This is a genomic window from Microbacterium sp. CSI-V, from assembly GCF_001984105.1.
Classification (GTDB): Bacteria; Actinomycetota; Actinomycetes; order Actinomycetales; family Microbacteriaceae; genus Microbacterium.
Genome location: NZ_MTQM01000008.1, coordinates 21,498 through 41,196 on the forward strand (window position 1 = coordinate 21,498; position 19,699 = coordinate 41,196).

Annotated in this window: 10 protein-coding genes; 1 reads left to right on the forward strand and 9 read right to left on the reverse strand. The window is 70.5% G+C overall.

What is annotated here, in order from left to right:
• Positions 1–4 precede the first annotated feature (4 nt).
• The 6 genes from CSIV_RS06795 to CSIV_RS06820 form a co-directional block, all read right to left on the reverse strand.
• Positions 5–970: an AAA family ATPase gene (locus CSIV_RS06795; RefSeq protein WP_077050673.1), complete on the reverse strand. Its 966-nt coding sequence runs from the start codon at positions 968–970 to the stop codon at positions 5–7.
• A gap of 35 nt (positions 971–1,005) precedes the next feature.
• Positions 1,006–6,975: an Ig-like domain-containing protein gene (locus CSIV_RS06800; RefSeq protein WP_077050674.1), complete on the reverse strand. Its 5,970-nt coding sequence runs from the start codon at positions 6,973–6,975 to the stop codon at positions 1,006–1,008.
• Positions 6,972–8,108, reverse strand: coding sequence for a serine/threonine-protein kinase (locus tag CSIV_RS06805; RefSeq protein ID WP_077050675.1), 1,137 nt, complete (start codon positions 8,106–8,108; stop codon positions 6,972–6,974). Before CSIV_RS06805 ends, CSIV_RS06800 begins: the two co-directional genes overlap by 4 nt.
• A gap of 100 nt (positions 8,109–8,208) precedes the next feature.
• A complete protein-coding gene (locus CSIV_RS06810) occupies positions 8,209–8,871 on the reverse strand; it encodes a spermidine/putrescine ABC transporter substrate-binding protein (RefSeq protein ID WP_077050676.1) in 663 nt (220 codons plus the stop codon).
• A 53-nt stretch (positions 8,872–8,924) separates the two neighbouring features.
• Positions 8,925–9,410 carry a hypothetical protein gene (locus tag CSIV_RS06815; RefSeq protein ID WP_077050677.1) on the reverse strand — a complete coding sequence of 162 codons (486 nt, stop codon included), beginning with the start codon at positions 9,408–9,410 and terminating at the stop codon, positions 8,925–8,927.
• Between the two features lie 11 nt (positions 9,411–9,421).
• A complete protein-coding gene (locus CSIV_RS06820) occupies positions 9,422–10,465 on the reverse strand; it encodes a hypothetical protein (RefSeq protein WP_077050678.1) in 1,044 nt (347 codons plus the stop codon).
• 127 nt (positions 10,466–10,592) lie between these two features.
• On the opposite strand from CSIV_RS06820, the gene CSIV_RS06825 reads away from it, so the two are divergent.
• Positions 10,593–11,189: a hypothetical protein gene (locus CSIV_RS06825; protein ID WP_077050679.1), complete on the forward strand. Its 597-nt coding sequence runs from the start codon at positions 10,593–10,595 to the stop codon at positions 11,187–11,189.
• A gap of 185 nt (positions 11,190–11,374) precedes the next feature.
• Here CSIV_RS06825 and CSIV_RS06830 read toward each other — a convergent pair whose 3' ends face one another.
• The 3 genes from CSIV_RS06830 to rpoB form a co-directional block, all read right to left on the reverse strand.
• Positions 11,375–11,974, reverse strand: a complete 600-nt coding sequence (locus CSIV_RS06830) for a hypothetical protein (protein ID WP_077050680.1) — start codon at positions 11,972–11,974, stop codon at positions 11,375–11,377.
• Positions 11,975–12,148: 174 nt separating this feature from the next.
• A complete protein-coding gene (rpoC, locus tag CSIV_RS06835) occupies positions 12,149–16,024 on the reverse strand; it encodes a DNA-directed RNA polymerase subunit beta' (RefSeq protein ID WP_077050681.1) in 3,876 nt (1,291 codons plus the stop codon).
• A gap of 41 nt (positions 16,025–16,065) precedes the next feature.
• Complete coding sequence (gene rpoB, locus CSIV_RS06840; protein WP_077050682.1) at positions 16,066–19,560, reverse strand: DNA-directed RNA polymerase subunit beta; 3,495 nt, start codon at positions 19,558–19,560, stop codon at positions 16,066–16,068.
• Between the last annotated feature and the right edge of the window lie 139 nt (positions 19,561–19,699).

The window sequence follows — 19,699 nt, forward strand, 5'->3', positions numbered from 1 at the left end:
CGACTCAGGCGCTCTCGCGCTGCGTGGGGGGCACGGTGTCCAGGAGCACCTGACCGACGACGGCCTCCTGGGTGACACCGTCGAACTCCGCCTCGGGGTGCAGGATCAGACGGTGCGAGAGCACCGCGACGGCCAGCGCCTTGACGTCGTCGGGGGTCGCGTAGGTACGCCCCTGCGCCGCGGCGCGCGCCCGCGTCGCCCGCGTCAGAGCCAGCGCGCCGCGGATGCTCACGCCGAGCCGGACCTCGTCGGCCGAGCGGGTGGCATCCACGATCCGGGCGATGTAGTCGAGGACCAGGGCGTCGACGTAGACGCTCGCGGCGAGGTCGGCCATGCCGACGAGCGCCTGCGGCGTGATGATGGGACGCAGATCCGCGGTGGCGACCGGAGCGCCGTCCAGGATGCGGACGGTGGCGGCGTGGTCGGGGTAACCGAGCGAGGTGCGCAGCAGGAACCGGTCGAGCTGCGCCTCGGGCAGCCGGTACGTTCCCGCCTGCTCGACCGGGTTCTGCGTCGCCAGGACGAGGAACGGTACGCCGACCTCGCGCGAGACGCCGTCGATGGTGACCCGCGCCTCCTCCATGACCTCGAGCAGGGCGGACTGCGTCTTCGGGCTCGCGCGGTTGATCTCGTCGGCCAGGACGATGTTGGCGAAGATCGGGCCGGCGTGGAACTCGAAGGTGCCGGTCTTCTGGTCGTACACCGTGATGCCGGTGATGTCGCCCGGCAGCAGGTCGGGGGTGAACTGGATGCGGGTGTTCGTCCCCTGCACCGACTGCGCGATCGCGCGCGCGAGCGAGGTCTTGCCCGTTCCCGGGACATCCTCGAGGAGCACGTGCCCGTCACTGAGCATGGCCGTCAGCACGAGCTCGACGACGTGCCGCTTGCCGAGTACGGCGCGCTCGACGTTGTCGGCGATCTGCGCGAAGGTCTGGGCGTACCAGGTCGCCTGCTCCTGGGTGATCGTCATGGCGGTGCGTCTCTCTGTCGGGGGGATCGGGAGGGTCAGGGGGTGGTGGGGGCGGACGGATCGTCCGAGGCGGTGCCCGGCTGGCACGTGCCGCTCGTCTCGAGGACCGCGGTGTCGAGGCCCCAGCCGCGGGCGGACCAGTCGACGGTGACCAGGACGTTGGTGACCGTCGTCGCGCCCTTGGGGACCAGGTCCGACCCCTCGGGCGGGGTGAGGACCTTGCCGTTCTTGTCGGTGTAGCGGGCGGCCGCGCGGTCGAGGCTCATCGCGGCCTGGTCGTTGCTCGAGCTCGACGACACCTGAAGGCGTTCGCCGGCGACACAGGATGCCACCCGGGTACTCGCCTGCACCTGGTACGGCGCGCTCCCCGACGCGGGCGCGACCCGACCGGTCTCGGACGTCGTGCCCCAGATCTGATGCTGGAAGTACACGCCGATGTTCGGATCCGAACCGAAGACCGAGGTCCGGTCGCCGTCGAAGTTGGTGTATCTGACCTCGTTGAACCGCGGGGGCTTGCTGCCCTCGTCGATGCCGGAGATGCGCCACCTCGCGATGGAGCCGTTCTCCGCGTAGTCGGGCCGCGCCCCCACCTCGAACGTGTATCCGCGCGGTGCCGCGGTGTCCTGGGCCACGCGATACTCCTGCGTCACGCTCTGCGACCCGTACGAGGTGCCGTCGTAGCTCGACTCGACGCAGAACGTGAAGGTGTACGCCACGCCGTCGAGCTTGCCGGGGAACTCCCGCCGCGGACCGTCGTCGCCGACGCGGCAGAAGCCGCCCTCGACGATGCCGTACCGCAGCTTCGAGTCGGTGCCGTTCTGCCGCGCGGTTCCCTCGACCGTCACGGTGGAGACCCCGTCGCCGGTGGAGCGCGAGGTGATCGTCATGTTCGGCTCGAGCGGCGCCCCCACACCGTGCGCCGAGAAGGTGAGCGCCCCGCCCTGCGCCGAACCGCCGAGTCCCGCCGGGACCTGGAAACGCGACGTCGGGGTGACCGTGATCTGCGTGCTCGAGTTGCTGCCGACCTGGAACCCGTCGACCCGCACATCGTTCTGGTTGCGCCCCACGCTGACGGTGCGCGTCTCACCGGCCGCGCTGCGGATCTCGAGCTGCCCGGTCTCGGCGGACTCCACGCCCCGGATGACGAGGTCGGCGACGTTGCCCTCGCCACCGCGCGTGACGACGGGGGTGAACTCCCCGGATCGGGGCTGTGCGGGCGGATCGTACGCCCACCCGTTCGTGCGCACCGAGCCGCTCGACTCGCCCACCGCGTTCACCGCGGTGACGACGTACTCGCGCTGTTCCCCGTTGGGGGCGCTGATCGAGGGGCACGAACCGTCGGGTCCGCACTCGGCGACGACCTGCCCACCGAAGCGCACGCGGAACCCGGTCAGCGACGGGTACGCCCGTCGGGCCTCTCCGGGGTCGATCCGCAAGGTGAGCGATCCGTCGGCGTAGGCCGTCTGGCGGACGCTCGCGGGCGCGCGGGGGAAGCCCTGGAGATCCAGCACCACGCGGGCGTCGCGCGTGCCGGCCGTCGAGCGCCCCTGGGCGTCCTTGAGCGTGACCGTGGCCGCGCACGTGGCGCCCGGCGCGTCGGCCGTCCACGAGGCCCGCACGCTCGCCGACGAAACGACGTCGAATCCGACCCCGACGCACGCGCTCGTGGGACGCACGCTCACGACCTCGAGCGGGGTGCGCGGCAGCGGATTCACCTCGCCCGGCAGCCCCACCGCGTCGATGGTGCAGCTCGAGCCGGATGCCTGCGAGCACTGCAGCGTCGTCGTCCCGCCCTGCGGAAGGGTCGACGGGGCGGCACCGACGCGCAGCAGAAGACGCGCGGGCGCGACCGCCTTGTGGCTCGTCACCGACACGATCGCGGCGTTCTCGCTGCCCGGGACGGCGCGGTCGGCGCCGGTGACGGTCACGATCGAGCCGTCGAGCGTCACGGACGAGAACGCGGACCCCGAGTATTCGAGCGCGTACCGGATGCCGGCCCAGTCCTCGCGACCCAGTTGCCAGCCGGTCATGTTGCGCAGGTCGAACGTCGCCGTCTCGCCCGGTCCCACCGTGAGCGAGCCGGGACGCAGCTCCGGCTGGGGCTCGCGCGCCACGACGCCGATCGGCACGGACAGCACCGTCCACTCCTCCGTGCCCGCGACGCGCACCGGCACCTGGCACGCGTCGGTCCACGGCGAACCGCTGCCCGCGTCGTAGCGGACGACGGTGCCGGTGACGCTGCAGCGTCCGTCCGGGCGCACGCCGGTCGTCGTGACGGCGGGACCGACTTCCAGGGTCGCCCTCCGCGGGACGGCGACGAGGGCCGCCATGTCGAACTCCACGGATGCCAGCTCGTCGACGCGCTGCGCGGACCCGGGCCGCAGTGCCAGAGTGAGGTCGTCGTCGCCGGGGACCCGGACGAAGGCGTACGTCGTGACCTCCTGGCCGCCGACGGTACCGGTCACGGCGAACGGGATGACGCGCCGCGTGGCGGGAAGCTCTCCCGAGACCCGTCGGCCGTCGACGCGGACACCGGTCGGCTCGCCCCAGAGCGACACGCGCAGGTCGCCCACATCGCCCCCCGACCAGGTCGCGCGGCCGTCGAGCACGTCGACGCCCGAGACGAACTGGTCGCGGTCCTCGAGCGTGAGGACGGTGTCGGACACCACGGGATAGTCGGGCACGCTCTCCCGCACGACCTTGACCACGACCAGGCCGCGCCCGGTGTTCCCCGAGTCCGACTCGACGTCGTAGAGGAACGACATCGTCGCGGAGGCCTCGCCGGCGCGGATCACGACCCCCGTCTCGGAGACGTTCTCGACCATCGCGTCCAGTCGCGCGTACTCGGGATTGTCGCTGCCGTCCACGAGGGTCTTCGGCAGATCCGGTCGCACGCCCGTGAGCTTCAGGCGGCCCTGCGTGGGGTCGATGTCGTTCGCGAGCGGGCTCACGCGGATGCGGCTGTCGGGGCCGGCCTGCACCTGGACGTAGTCGGTGAACGTGATGGGACTCGGGTTGGCCTCGGCATCCAGGACTCCGATGCGGACCGTTCCCTCGCCCGTCGCGCCGGAGGGGTCGGACACGCGGTAGCGGAACGAGACCTGCCCCCGGTCGCCGGCGACGGAGGAGTACACGATGGAGGAGCCGTCGGCGGAGATCGAGGCGGTCCCCCGATCGGGCTGCGTCACGATGCGGTCGAGCACCACCGCGTCGCCGTCGGGGTCGGCGCCGAAGCTGCGGAACGGCACGGTCGTCGTGCCGCCGCTGAGGACCCGTCCCTGCAGCGTGTCGGGGACGGGGGCGCGGTTGGCCTCGGGACCGAGGACGGTGATGCGCACGGTCGCCTCGTCCCACAGCGACGGCGTCCCCGTCGTGTAGACGCGATAGGTCACCTCGTAGGATCCCGGCGTCGTCGGCGCGAGGTAGCGCAGCACACCGCCGGAAGCGAACGCGAGCCCGTCCACGGACGGAGTGGCCTGCACGGATGCCGGGTCGAGGGTGGGACGCCCGCCGGCCGGGGACACGTCGTTGTCGAGCACCGGGATGTCGGCCTGGGTACCGGCGCGCACGGTGACGGTGTCGTCGACGGCGATCGGGGCGATTTCGGGAGCGGGAGGGAGCAGGTAGACCGTGGCCTCGCCGCCGACGCGCGAACCCTCGTCGTCGGTGCCGTCGCTGACGGTGTAGGCGACGGTTCCGAGCAGACCCGGGCCGCCTTCGGCGGTGGATCCCGAGACCCGGAGGTCGTTCTGGCCGACCGTGTCGACCGTCAGGGACGCGCCGTCCTCCGCGGACGCGACGACGTCGCTCAACAGGAGCACGCGCCCGGTCGGGTTGGACACCGCGGCGAACACGTCGAGCGTGGCGTCCTCCTGCGGCCGCACGAAGGCGACGACGGGTGCGGTCGACAGCTGGGCGGGGGCGTCACCGGGCAGCAGCGTGATCCGCGCGGTGCCGGTGGCGTCGCGTCCGGCCCCGGTGACGGTGAAGTCGACGCGGTAGACGCCCGGCTGCGACGCCGAGAAGTCGAACGTCGTCGTGCCGCCGACGACGGTCGCGGTCGCCTGCGCGTCGTCGAGGACGCGGACCGAACCGATGGTCACGTCGCCCGCCGTGCCGGTCACGTGGGGGCCGACGTCGACCGTCAGTGCCGAGCCGGCCGTGTCGACGACCGCGAAGGACTGCACCGCGAGCGCCGGGTCGGGTGCCACGCGGATCAGCAGCGGCTTCGTCGTCGTCGCGCCGCGGGTGTCGGCCACGGTCACGTCGAGCTGGACGGTCTGCTCGCCGCCGGACCCGTCGTCGGAGTGCTGGTAGACGACCTCGCCGGCCGGAGTGGATGCCACGCTCCCGACGCCGCTCGGATTGTCGACCGACAGCAGCAGCAGCGGGTCGCCGTCCGGATCGACCCACCCGGGGAGGACGGGGACGGTGATGGTGCCGCCGCGCGCGACCTCGGGCGTGGGCCAGGCCTGGAGGCACTTCTCGACACCGCACCAGACCGGGGCGGCGTTGGAATCGTCGGGGGCGACCGACAGGGTCACCGTCGTCGACGGGGAGGTGAGACCGTCGGCGGTGGTGCCGTCGGTCACCGCGTACGAGAACGTCGCCGAGCCGGCGGCATCCGGGGCCACCCGGACCGCGAGCCGCTGACCGTCGTCGGTGACGGAGAGACTGCCGAACCCGGGGTCGAGGCCCGTCACGCTCTCGCCGACGATGCTCAGGACGTCCTCGTTGGGATCGTGGTCGTTCAGCAGGACCGGCAGGGTGATCAGCCGACCGGCACGCACGCCGAAGCTGTCGGGCTCGGCGATCGGGGGCTTCGGGTCGAGCACGACGCTCAGCTGCTCCTCGCTCTGGACCGCGGCCTCTTCGGTGCGGTCGTCGAGCGTCCAGCTCTGGCTCGACGCGAGGAGCGTGCCGTCCGGAACGGTCCACACCCATCCGGTGCGGGTCTCGTTGAGGATCACGGCGTGGTCGGTCGCGACGAACACGGGCCTGCGCTGATCGGGCATGGTCGCCCCGCCGTAGGGGAGATCGGTCTCGCCGGCATCCGATCGCCACAGGGTTCCGCGGGCGTCGCCGGGCAGGAGCCACGCGGCGTACGCCACTCCGTCGTGCTGCACGGGCTTGGCCGGCTGCCCGAGCACGTTGCCGCCCGCGCCGACCTCGCGCCGCGGTTCGCCGCCGTCGACGGGGATGCTCCACAGCGACTGGTCGTCGGCGAGGTAGACGGAGCTGCCGCGCGGGTCAGGGTCGCCCACGATGAGCTGCTCGGTGGTGTCGAGGTCGACCGGGTCGTGGCCGCGCACCCACACGCGGCCCGCGTCGGCGTCGACGAGCACCCACTGATCCCCCGCGGCGGTGATCACCGGGGAGGTCACATCGACCTCGAGGGCGTCGCGCCCCTTCAGCTCGTCGGCCTCGATGTCGTACCGGATCACCGAGGCGTCCACGGACGAGTAGGCGAACAGCATGCCGCGGGCATCGACGGTCACGGCATCCGCGGTGTACGTGCGCGCGTCCTCGTCGCCCGCGGTCCCGAACGGGTCGAGCTCGGTGACCGACTGCCCGGCCCGGCTGAGCCGACTCGCGTACAGGGCTCCGCTGTCGGTGCGGTAGACGACGAAGTCGCCCGCTGTCACGACCGAGGTCGTCCCCGGCGGGGTGTCGGGAGCGGAATCGAGCTGCTCCTCCTGTAGGTCGACCGGCTGAGCCTCGTCGATGCGGGCGATCTTGCTGTAGCCGTCGGTGAAGAGGTAGGCGCCCTCCGGACCCTGCGCGACCTGGCTGGGGTTGCCGGCGGTGCGCACCGTGTCGAGTTCGCCGACCGTGGTGTTCACCCGGGCGTAGCGCTGCCCCTCGCCGGTCTGGAGGGCCCAGACCGCGGTGTCGACCTCGGGGGTCTCCTGCGCGTCGAGACCGGGCCAGACGATGCTGGCGGTGACGACGAGCGCCGCCGCGACGAGGGTCGAGGTGAGCCCCGCGATGGTCCGACGCTTCATCGGATGACCCCGGTGGCCAGCAGTGCCACGACGACGACCGCGGCGGAGGCGACCAGGGTGGCCCCGGCGAGCACCCACGGCAGGACGCGGTGGGCCGAACGCGTGGGCGCGGAGATGTCGGTGTCCTCGTCACGGGCGAGGCCCGCGACCCCGGACGGGTCGCGGAGCTTGCGGACGCTCTCGCGCTCGACCCGGGAGCGTGCGGGGCCGCGCAGCGCGCCGTCGGCGAAGTCGACCGCCCGCGCTGCGGGCGCCCATTCGGCCGCCGGCACCTCGAGCGGCGACGCGGGGAGCCCGAGCTCGGACTGCACCTTCTGCAGAGCCTCGCCCACCTCGCGGGCGCTGGCGAAGCGGTCCGCGGGGCTGCGCGACATCGCCCGTGCCAGGACCGCCTGCAGCGCGGGCGGGACATCGGTGCGGGCGATCTCGGTGTAGGACGCGCGGGCGATGCGGCGGCGCAACTGCTCGCGGGAGTTCTGCCCGCGCTCGCGTCGCTCGAACGGGCTGTGGCCGGCCAGCAGCGAGTACACGGTCGCGCCCAGACTCCAGACCTCGCTCGACACCGTGCCGGCCGTCTGCTCGGCGATGACCTCGGGGGCGCTCCACGGGACGCTCATCGCGAGCATCTCGTCGGCCCCCTGCCGCACCAGCGACGACGAGATGCCGAAGTCGGCCAGCACCGGCGCCCCGAACGTCGTCACGAGGATGTTGCTGGGCTTCACGTCGCGGTGGACGAGGCCGGCGTGGTGCGCCGACTCGAGGGCGCCGGCCATGCGGACCCCGATCGAGAGCACCTCGGCCACCGGCATCCGTTCCACCCGATACCGCTGCGCGAGCGAGCCGGGGCAGTACTCCATGACGATGTAGGGCCGACCGTCGGCCGAGATCCCGGCCTGGTAGACCGTGACGATCGAGGGGTGCGCCGAGAGGTGGGCGAGGACGTCGGCCTCGGCGTTGAACATGCGCAGAAGGTCGGGGTCGCGGACATCGCTCGGCAGTACCTTCACCGCGACGTCGCGACGGGGCATGTCCTGCCCGTAGAGGAAGACGTCGGCGAAACCACCGGAACCGAGGGGACGGATGTAGGCGAGCCCCGGCAGGATCGGGGGTGACGAGGGCAGGCGCTGCGGCATTGTGCCCCCTCCCCGGAACTCGCGTCCGCCACACCTCGCGCGGACAACCCGGCAACTCTAACAAAGCCCCCTGATCCGGTCGCGGGCTTGTGGAGAGGGCTCAGGATGCCAGCGGTCCGGGGTCGCGAGGATCGAACGGGGCGTCGAGCGAGCGCGAGAGGTCGTCGAGCATCGCCGCGACCTGCGGCTCGACGTACTCCGCCACGGCCGCCTGGATGCGCAGCCGATGATGCAGCAGCACCGCGCATACCTCCCGCCCGATCATGTTGGCGTAGTCGTCGGCGAGGCCGACCTCCTGCCGCAGCGCCGCCTTCGCGGCATCCGACAGCGGCGGGAGCGCGGGGATCGCGGCGTCCTCTTCGGCGGCCAGACCCGTCAGCGTGAAGAGGAACGGCGCACCGGGCTCGGGCTCCGGGTCCAGCGGCATCCCCTCGAACTCGGGCTCGAGGCCCTCGGCGGGACGGTACGAGCGACGGCGGTTGCGGGCCGCCTGCTGGTCGAGCTCGGTCTGCAGCATCGGGAGGTTCCGCGACGTGTACTCGGCGACGGCGTGGTCGACGATCGACTTCACGCGCGTCGAGAGGCCGTGCTGCACGCCGTGCGGGACATCGGACCCGAGGCCGGCCGCCGACAGCACCGGCGAACCGAAGCACCGACGGCACGGGGCGACTCGCCCGCGATGATTCGCCGGCTCCCATCGGGGCAGCCACGCGAGCCAGGCGTCCACCGCCTGGCCGACCTGGGTCTCGAGCGACCGCTCCACGCTCCTACGCTAGTGCGACAGACCCCCGAGCGGCGGATGCCACGGCCCCCGGATCAGCGATCTTCGTCGTCTTCGCGCTCCCAGCGCCAGTGCGGGCGCTCCCCGCCGCTGCGGACGAGCAGGACTCCGAACGCCCCGGCGACGAGGGCCGAGACCGCGACGACCACACCCGGCCACCCGAGGGCCACCGCCCCCGCGGCGGCGAGCCCGCGCGCCGCGTCACCTCCGGTGGCCGCAGCGCCGACGGCGATCCCCACGGTCTCCCCCACGTACGCGCCGAGCGCGCACGGCACCGCCGTCAGGTAACCGGGTGGGACGGCTCGCAGGCCCCACAGCAGCACGCCGGCGAACACCGTCAGGGCCAGGAGCATGCCCGCCACGCCGGGCAGCGGCCCGAGCCCGCGCACCGGGATCACATCGGCGTCGAGGGCAAGGCTCGCCACGCCCAGAGCGGCGATGGCCAGCGCGAGGAAGACGGCCGTCGCGAAAACGACGGCGACCGGCGGGGTCACCCCCGCCGGTCGCGACGCGTCTGTCATGGCATCCGGTCTCAGCGGGCCAGCAGGGGTCCGGCTTCGAGCGTGCGCTCGTACTCGCGCTGCGCCTCGTCGTTCAGTTCCGTGACGCGGCGTCCGCGGCGGGCGACCCACGCCCCGAACCAGATGGTGAGCTCACGGCCGAGGACGAAGGCGACGATGGCGAGCGGCGCGAGGACGCTCTCCTGCAGGAGGTCGACGCCCTGGCGGTTCGTGAGCATCCAGAACGGCGCGGCGAAGAGGGCTCCCAGGAGGTAGCCGCCCCAGCTGATGACGCCGACCAGGAGGCCCCACACCACCCAGTGGCCCCATCCGCCGCGGTTGATGATCGCGCCGAGGAACCAGAAGCCCACGAAGAAGGCCACCGTGGGCACCCAGAGGCTCCACGTGGTGAGGGCCGCCAGTGCGGCGTCTGCCAGGTCGGACGTCTGGATCGTGCCGAGCAGCAGCCCGAGGCCCAGGGTCGCGGCGAGGTACAGGACGGCGAAGACGAGGGTCGCGAGGAGACCGATCGCACCGGCCGCACCGCGGTTGCCCCGGGGACGCGGAGCCTCGGGGGCCTGGACGAAGATCGGCTGCGCGGCACCGACGGGCCGCGTCTCGTCCGCGTAGGCGGGAGCGACGGCGGTCGCCGACGCGGCACCCGCTGCCGCGGCGCCCGCGGCGGGGGCGGCGTCGGCACGGTGCTCTTCGCGCACGGGCTCGGCGGTGGCGGTGTGCGAAGCGCCGGCTTCCGGCTCGGCCGACGCGGCGTAGGCCGCCCACCGGGCGTCCTCGTCCTCGAGATCGACGGAACGGTGCGCGGCGGGAGCCGAGACGGGGGTCTGGCTGCGCGGCTCGACGGGCGAGGCGTCGTGCACGGTGGTCGTGGCGGCGGGGGCCGCCGAGTCGTGACCGCCCTCGCGCTCGTTCCAGGCCGCGGCCGCTTCCTCCGGGTCGACCGCGTCGCGGCGGGCGGCCTCGGCGTCGGCGAGCCCCTCGTGGGCACGGCCGACGACGTCGTGCGCCTCTTCCTTGGGCTCGTCGACGGGGTCGCCGTACGACTGGGGGTCGCTCATCGGGGTCTCCTCACGCGCGCAGATATGGTGCGGCGCCAGGCTAACCCGCGCCACGGCCCGCGCGGCGGAGGCGTGCCGTCGTGTGTCGGTCTCGACCGTGACGGCGGGTCCGCCTAGGGTGGGCGACATGACCGGTCGACCCCCCGCTGCGGCCCTCGCCGCGGTGCTCGCGCTGACCGCCGCGCTCGCGCTGAGCGGGTGCGCTCCCGAGCAGGGCACCGCGGAGCCCGCGCCCACCGCCGCCTCCCCGAGTGCGTCCGGCACCCCGGGTGGCACCCCGATCCCCACGATCACCCCCACCGTCGCCCCGGCGGCGATCCCCACCGACTGCCGCGCGATCCTCACGCCCGACGTGCTGTCGCAGCTCGGGTCCATCCCCCTGAACGATCCGGCGGCGGGCCCCTCGGGCGTCCAGCCCGATGGATCCCTCATCTGCATCTGGCGTGACCCCGGCGCCGACACGACCGGCCTCATGACCACGATCACGCGCATCGACCGGGGTCCCGCCCTCGACATGCTCAACGACCTCGTCAACACCCAGGGGTTCAGCTGCTACACGCCCGACGACGGCACCCGCTGCGAGAAGACCTGGATCAACACCACGTACGCCGTCAACGACGGGCGCACGCTGTTCTGGCGCGACGACGTCCTCATCGACACCCAGTACTCCAACCTCGCCCCCACGGGCTACACGGCGAGCATCATCTCCGCGATCTACGGCTGACGCGTCACCGCGCCCGGCCGGGGCGGCACTCCGGCGCGGAGGGGGTCCGTGCGCGCCGGGTGCGGGGTACGGCCGCGGGGCCGGGAGTCGTCACAGGCATAAACACGATTCGCACACATAAACGCGTGCTCCCCGTGTTTATACGTGCGGATCGCGTTTATGCGTGCCGGGGACGGCGCCGCGGACTACTCGCCGAAGGCGCGGGATGCCACGACCGCGACGTACCCGTCCGGCATCCATCCGTCGAAGGTCGACGACACCCACCGGTCGCCGCGGACGTCGTGCACCTCCACGACGTCTCCGGCCGTGCGCTCGCAGTGCTCGGTGTCCCCCGCGGTCGTGCACGCGAAGCCCTGACCGGTCAGCGTCGCCACCACGGCGGCAGCCCCCTCCGCCGAGACCGTGGCGACGCTCGTCTCCAGCCACCGTCCCGACTCGCCGCGCCAATGGCAGGTGACGACGGGCGTGCCGGCGGCCGCCGCGACCGCCTCGGGTGTCGACGAGGCTGCGGAGTGCCGCTGCGTCAGCAGCGCCTCGGGCGACCACACCAACTCCGACCACATCGGCTGCGTGTACAGGTCACGGCACGTGGTGGCCGGCCCGGGGACGCGCGGGGCGTCCGTCCACGGCGTCGTCGTGGAGCCGGCCCGCAGCGTATCGCCGACGAAGCTCACCGCTCCGGGCACCCCCGGCGCAGCGAGGAACGCGAGCACCGCGACCACGGCCGCGCACAGCACGCCGACCGGCCATGCGATCCAGACGCTGCGTCCCGCGACTCGAGCCATCCGTTCCTCCCCGTCCACGGTAGGCGACGGACCCCGGCGCGTCGGCGCGGCGACACGCCGCGCGCCCTGACACGTCATCCGTCGGAAACGCGCCGGGCACGACGAAGGCCCCCGGCGCGAGCCGGGGGCCTTCGGGGATCAGGATGCCGCGCCGAGGCGTGGCATCCGTCTCACTCAGTTATAGGTACCGGGCGTGAAGTCGTCCGTCGAGAAGCTGTCGAAGTCGACGTAGCTCAGGTCGGCGTCGCTGTAGGCGCCGTCCGAGGCGAAGATGCGGTTGGGGTACCGCTCGCTCTTGGCCTCCTCCGTCGCCTCGACCGTGACGTTGCGGTACTTCGCAAGACCGGTTCCGGCGGGGATGAGCTTTCCGATGATGACGTTCTCCTTGAGGCCGACGAGCGGGTCGCTCTTGCCCTCCATGGCCGCCTGCGTCAGGACGCGGGTGGTCTCCTGGAACGATGCCGCCGACAGCCACGATTCGGTCGCGAGCGACGCCTTCGTGATACCCATCAGCTCGGGACGACCCGACGCGGGACGCTTGCCCTCGCCGACCGTCTCGCGGTTGATGGTCTGGTAGCGCTTGAAGTCCACCAGCTCGCCGGGCAGCAGGTCGGTGTCGCCGTGGTCGACGACGGTGACCTTGCGCAGCATCTGGCGCACGATGACCTCGATGTGCTTGTCGTGGATCGGCACACCCTGCGAGCGGTACACGCCCTGGACGCCGTTCACGAGGTACTTCTGCACCTCGCGGGCACCCTGCACGCGCATGACCTCCTTGGGGTCGAGCGTTCCGACCTGGAGGGGCTCGCCGACCTTGACGTGCTGGCCGTCCTCGACGAGGAGGGTCGCACGCTTCAGGACCGGGTAGACCACGGGCTCGTCGCCGTTGTCGGGCGTGAGGATGACCTTCTTGGCCTTGTCGGTCTCGTCGATCGTGATGCGGCCGTCGGCCTCCGCGATCGGCGACGCACCCTTGGGGGTACGGGCCTCGAACAGCTCCTGCACGCGGGGCAGACCCTGCGTGATGTCGTCGGCCGACGCGGAACCACCGGTGTGGAAGGTACGCATCGTCAGCTGAGTACCGGGCTCACCGATCGACTGGGCCGCGATGATGCCGACGGCCTCGCCGATGTCGACGATCTTCCCGGTGGCGAGCGAACGGCCGTAGCACTTCGCGCAGACACCGACGGCCGAGTCGCACGTGAGGACCGAGCGGACCTTGATGGTCTCGACGCCACCGGCGACCAGCTTGTCGATGAGCACGTCGCCCACGTCGTCGCCGGCCTCGGCCAGAACCGTGCCCTGCGCGTCGACGACCGCCGTGGCGAGCGTACGGGCGAAGACCGAGTTCTCGACGTTGGCGTCCTTGACCAGGGTGCCGGTCGAGTCGACCGCGGCGATCGGGAGCTCGAGGCCCTTCGACGTGCCGCAGTCCTCCTCGCGGATGATGACGTCCTGCGAGACGTCCACCAGACGACGCGTGAGGTAACCCGAATCGGCCGTACGGAGAGCCGTGTCGGCCAGACCCTTACGGGCACCGTGCGTCGCGATGAAGTACTCGGCGACCGACAGACCCTCGCGGTACGAGGAGATGATCGGACGCGGGATGATCTCACCCTTCGGGTTGTTCACCAGACCACGCATACCCGCGATGTTGCGGATCTGCAGCCAGTTACCACGGGCGCCCGACGAGACCATGCGGTTGATGGTGTTGTCGGCCGGGAAGTTGTCGCGCATCGCCTTCTGGACGGCATCCGTGGCCTCGGTCCAGATCTTGATGAGCTCCTGGCGACGCTCGGCGTCGGTGGTGAGACCCTTCTCGTACTGCGCCTGGACCTTCGCGGCCTGCTTCTCGTAGCCCGCGACGATCTCGCCCTTGTTCGGGGGCGTGAGGATGTCGCTCAGCGCGACCGTCACACCCGAACGCGTGGCCCAGTAGAAACCGGCGTCCTTGATCCGGTCGAGCGATGCCGCGACCTCGACCTTGGGGTACTCCTCGGCCAGCTTGTTGACGATCTGCGACAGCTTGCCCTTGTCGGCCTGCTCGCGGACGAACGGGTAGCCCTTGGGGAGCGTGTCGTTGAAGATCGCCTGACCGAGCGACGCATCCACGAGACCGTGCTTCTCGTAGCCCTCGGGCGCCTGGCCCTCGAGGAACGTGAGGCCGGGGATGCGGATGCGCGCCTTGGCCTGCAGGTCGAGGGTGCCCTCGTCCTTGGCCAGGATCGCCTCGCCCACCGAACCGAACGCACGACCCTCGCCCACGGCACCCTCCTTGAGGGTGGTGAGGTGGTGGAGGCCGATGATCATGTCCTGCGAGGGCAGGGTCACCGGGCGGCCGTCGGACGGCTTCAGGATGTTGTTCGACGCGAGCATGAGCACGCGCGCCTCGGCCTGGGCCTCGACGGACAGCGGCAGGTGGACGGCCATCTGGTCACCGTCGAAGTCGGCGTTGAACGCCGCGCACACGAGCGGGTGCAGCTGGATCGCCTTGCCCTCGACGAGCTGGGGCTCGAACGCCTGGATGCCGAGACGGTGCAGGGTGGGTGCACGGTTCAGCAGCACGGGACGCTCGCGGATGATCTCTTCCAGCACGTCCCAGACCTCGGGACGGTAGCGCTCGACGGCGCGCTTGGCGGCCTTGATGTTCTGCGAGTGGCCGAGGTCGATCAGGCGCTTGATCACGAACGGCTTGAACAGCTCGAGCGCCATCTGCTTGGGCAGACCGCACTGGTGGAGCTTCAGCTGGGGTCCGACGATGATGACCGAACGACCCGAGTAGTCCACGCGCTTGCCGAGCAGGTTCTGGCGGAAACGACCCTGCTTTCCCTTGAGCATGTCGCTCAGGGACTTCAGGGCGCGGTTGCCGGTACCGGTGACGGGGCGACCGCGGCGGCCGTTGTCGAACAGCGCGTCGACGGCCTCCTGCAGCATGCGCTTCTCGTTGTTGACGATGATCTCGGGGGCACCGAGGTCGATCAGGCGACGGAGGCGGTTGTTGCGGTTGATCACGCGACGGTAGAGGTCGTTCAGGTCGGAGGTGGCGAAACGGCCACCGTCGAGCTGGACCATCGGGCGCAGCTCCGGTGGGATCACCGGAACGACGTCGAGCACCATCGAGGCCGGCGACATGCCGGTCTGCAGGAACGAGTTGACGACCTTCAGACGCTTGATCGCGCGGATCTTGCGCTGGCCCTTGCCCTCGGAGATCTGCAGGTGCAGGCTCTCCGACTCGGCGGCCAGGTCGAAGGTCTCCAGGCGACGCTTGATCGACTCCGCACCCATGTGGGCCTCGAAGTACTGACCGAACCGGTCCTGGAGCTCGTGGAAGACGTCGTCCTCGGGCTTCAGGGCGCCGACCTCGAGCGTGCGGAAGTCCTCCCACACGCGCTCGAGCTTGGCGATCTGCTCGTCCGCGTTCTTGCGGATCGAGGTCATGTCCTTCTCGGCGGCGTCCTTGACCTTCTTCTTCTGGTCCGCCTTGGCACCCTCGGCCTCGAGAGCCGCGAGCTCCTCCTCCAGCTTCGCCAGACGGGCGGCGATGCGCGAGTCGCGACGGTCGCCGAGCGTCTTCAGCTCGAGACGGATGTTGTTCTCCTGCGTCGCCAGGTCGCGGTGACGAGCATCCTCGTCGACCGAGATGACCATGTAGGCGGCGAAGTAGATGACCTTCTCGAGGTCCTTCGGAGCCATGTCCAGCAGGTACCCGAGGCGCGAGGGCACGCCCTTGAAGTACCAGATGTGGGTGACGGGCGCGGCGAGCTCGATGTGGCCCATGCGCTCGCGACGGACCGAGGACTTGGTGACCTCGACGCCGCAGCGCTCGCAGACGATGCCCTTGAAGCGGACGCGCTTGTACTTGCCGCACGCGCACTCCCAGTCGCGCGAGGGTCCGAAGATCTGCTCGCCGAACAGACCGTCCTTCTCGGGCTTCAGGGTGCGGTAGTTGATGGTTTCGGGCTTCTTGACCTCACCGAAAGACCAACGACGGATGTCGTCGGCGGTGGCCAGGCCGATACGAAGCTGATCGAAAGTGGTTGATTCGAGCACTGGTTCTCCTGTGTCGGAATTCTGTTCGTTGCCTGGCCGGGTCAGATCTCGTCGATGGACGAGGACTCGAAGCGGCTGGAGATGTTGATGCCGAGCTCTTCGGCGGCGCGGAAGGCGTCGTCGTCGGTGTCACGGAGGTTGACCGCCGTGCCGTCGGCCGAGAGGACCTCGACGTTCAGGCAGAGCGACTGCATCTCCTTCATGAGCACCTTGAAGGACTCGGGGATGCCGGGCTCCTGGATGTTCTCGCCCTTGACGATCGCCTCGTACACCTTGACGCGGCCGAGGATGTCGTCGGACTTGATCGTGAGGAGCTCCTGCAGCGCGTATGCGGCGCCGTAGGCCTCGAGCGCCCACACCTCCATCTCACCGAAGCGCTGGCCACCGAACTGGGCCTTACCGCCGAGCGGCTGCTGGGTGATCATCGAGTAGGGGCCCGTCGAGCGAGCGTGGATCTTGTCGTCGACGAGGTGGTGCAGCTTCAGGATGTACATGTAGCCGACCGAGATGGGCGCCGGGAACGGCTCGCCGTGACGACCGTCGAACAGGATGGTCTTCCCGGTGGAGTCGATCAGTCGCTCGCCGTCGCGGTTCGGGATCGTCGAGTCGAGCAGACCCGCGATCTCGTCCTCGAAGGCGCCGTCGAACACGGGGGTCGCGACCTTGGTGCCGGGCGCGGCCTCACGGGCCTGCTCGGGCAGGTGCGCGGCCCACTCGGGCGTGCCCTCGACCTTCCAGCCCTGCTGGGCGATCCAGCCGAGGTGGAGCTCGAGGACCTGGCCGAAGTTCATTCGACCGGGGATGCCGAGCGGGTTGAGCACGACGTCGACCGGGGTGCCGTCGGCGAGGAAGGGCATGTCCTCGATCGGGAGGATCTTGGCGATGACACCCTTGTTGCCGTGGCGGCCGGCGAGCTTGTCGCCCTCGGTGATCTTGCGCTTCTGGGCGATGTAGACCACGACGCGACGGTTGACGCCCGAGCCGAGCTCGTCGTCGCCGTCCTCGGCGTTGAACTCCTTGACGGCGATGATCGTGCCCTGCTCGCCGTGGGGCACCTTCAGCGAGGTGTCACGGACTTCGCGGCTCTTCTCGTTGAAGATCGCGCGGAGCAGGCGCTCCTCGGCCGACAGCTCGGTCTCGCCCTTGGGCGTGACCTTGCCGACGAGGATGTCGCCGGGACGCACCTCGGCGCCGATGCGGACGATGCCGCGCTCGTCGAGGTCCTTCAGCAGGTCGGGGCTGACGTTGGGGAGGTCACGGGTGATCTCCTCCTTGCCGAGCTTGGTGTCGCGCGCGTCGACCTCGTACTCCTCGATGTGGATCGACGAGAGCGTGTCGTCCTTCACGAGGTCCTGGCTGAGGATGATCGCGTCCTCGAAGTTGTGACCCTCCCACGTCATGAACGCCACGAGGAGGTTCTTGCCGAGGGCGAGCTCGCCGTTCTCGGTCGCGGGACCGTCGGCGATGACCTCGCCGACCTCGATGCGCTCACCGGCCGAGACGACCACGCGCTGGTTGTAGGACGTGCCCTGGTTGGAGCGGTCGAACTTCCGGAGGAAGTAGTCCTGGGTGCCGCCCTCGTCGAGCTGGATGGTCACGACGTCGGCCGAGACCTCCAGGACGACGCCCGCCTTCTCGGCGGTGACGACGTCACCGGCGTCGATCGCGGCGAAGCCCTCCATACCGGTACCCACGACGGGCGACTCGCTGCGCACGAGCGGGACCGCCTGGCGCTGCATGTTCGCACCCATGAGGGCGCGGTTGGCGTCGTCGTGCTCGAGGAACGGGATGAGCGAGGTCGCCACCGACACCATCTGGCGCGGCGAGACGTCCATGTAGCCGATCTCGTCGACGGGGAACAGGTCGACCTCGCCACCCTGGCCGCGGCGGGCCAGGATGCGGTCCTCGACGAAGTGGCCGTCGGCCTTGAGGGCGACACCGGCCTGAGCGACGATGTGGTCGCTCTCCTCGCTCGCGGTGAGGTAGTCGATCTGGTCGGTCACGCGACCGTCGACGACGCGACGGTACGGGGTCTCGATGAAGCCGAACGCGTTGATGCGCGCGAACGAGGCCAGCGAACCGATCAGACCGATGTTCGGGCCTTCCGGCGTCTCGATCGGGCACATGCGGCCGTAGTGCGAGGGGTGGACGTCACGGACCTCGACGCCGGCACGCTCACGGGACAGACCACCGGGGCCCAGCGCCGAGAGGCGACGCTTGTGGGTCAGACCCGCGAGCGGGTTGTTCTGGTCCATGAACTGCGACAGCTGCGACGTGCCGAAGAACTCCTTGATCGCGGCCACGACGGGGCGCACGTTGATCAGGGTCTGCGGCGTGATCGCCTCGATGTCCTGCGTGGTCATGCGCTCGCGGACGACGCGCTCCATGCGCGACAGGCCGGTGCGGACCTGGTTCTGGATGAGCTCGCCGACGGCGCGGATGCGACGGTTGCCGAAGTTGTCGATGTCGTCGACGTCGAGGCGGATCTCGGCGGCCTGGCCGTGACGCACGCCGTCGAAGGCGGTGTCGCCGCGGTGCAGACGCACGAGGTACTTGATCGTGGCGACGATGTCGTCGACGGTCAGCACCGAGTCCGACAGCGGCTTGTCGAGGCCGAGCTTCTGGTTGATCTTGTAGCGACCCACCTTTGCCAGGTCGTAGCGCTTCGGGTTGAAGTAGAAGTTGTCCAGCAGCGCGCGGGCGGCCTCGGCGGCGACCTGCTCGCCCGGACGGAGCTTGCGGTAGATGTCGCGGAGCGCGTCTTCCTTCGTGAGGATCGTGTCCTTCGACAGCGTCTCCTCGATGGAGTCGAAGCCGGCGAACTCGGCGAGGATGTCCTCGCTGGTGAGGCCGAGGGCCTTGAGGAAGACGGTGACGGACTGCTTGCGCTTGCGGTCGATGCGCACGCCGACCTGGTCGCGCTTGTCGATCTCGAACTCGAGCCAGGCACCGCGCGAGGGGATCACGCGCGCCGAGACGATGTCCTTGTCGGAGGTCTTGTCGGGCGTCTTGTCGAAGTAGACACCGGGCGAACGCACGAGCTGCGACACCACGACACGCTCGGTGCCGTTGATGATGAACGTGCCCTTGTCGGTCTGGAGCGGGAAGTCGCCCATGAAGACCGTCTGGGTCTTGATCTCACCGGTCTGGTGGTTCATGAACTCGGCCTCGACGTACAGCGGGGCGGCGTAGGTCTTGCCGCGCTCCTTGCACTCTTCGATCGAGTACTTCTCGGGCTCGAGGTACGGGTTCGTGAACGAGAGCTGCATGGTCTCGCTCAGGTCTTCGATGGGCGAGATCTCCTCGAAGATCTCCTCGAGACCGCTGATCTCGGGCACATCGGTGCGCCCGGTCGCCTGGGCTTCGGCGACGCGCGCCTTCCAGGCCTCGTTGCCGACCAGCCAGTCGAACGACTCGGTCTGCAGTGCGAGCAGATCGGGAACGGTCAGCTTGTCGGAGATCTTCGCGAACGAGAGGCGGGATGCGCCGCGTCCGCTCTTCGGGGTGGTGGTGGATGCGTTGCTCGCAGCAGCCAAGGGAAAAACCTCCAGAAGCCCGGGCGAGGGGCTCGTGATTCCTTGTCGTCAGGTGGAGTGCGTTCCTGCCCCGATAACCTGCGAGTCGCACACCGCGGTGAAGCGGGGACGGGCAGGCTCAGCCGACCACCATATGAGG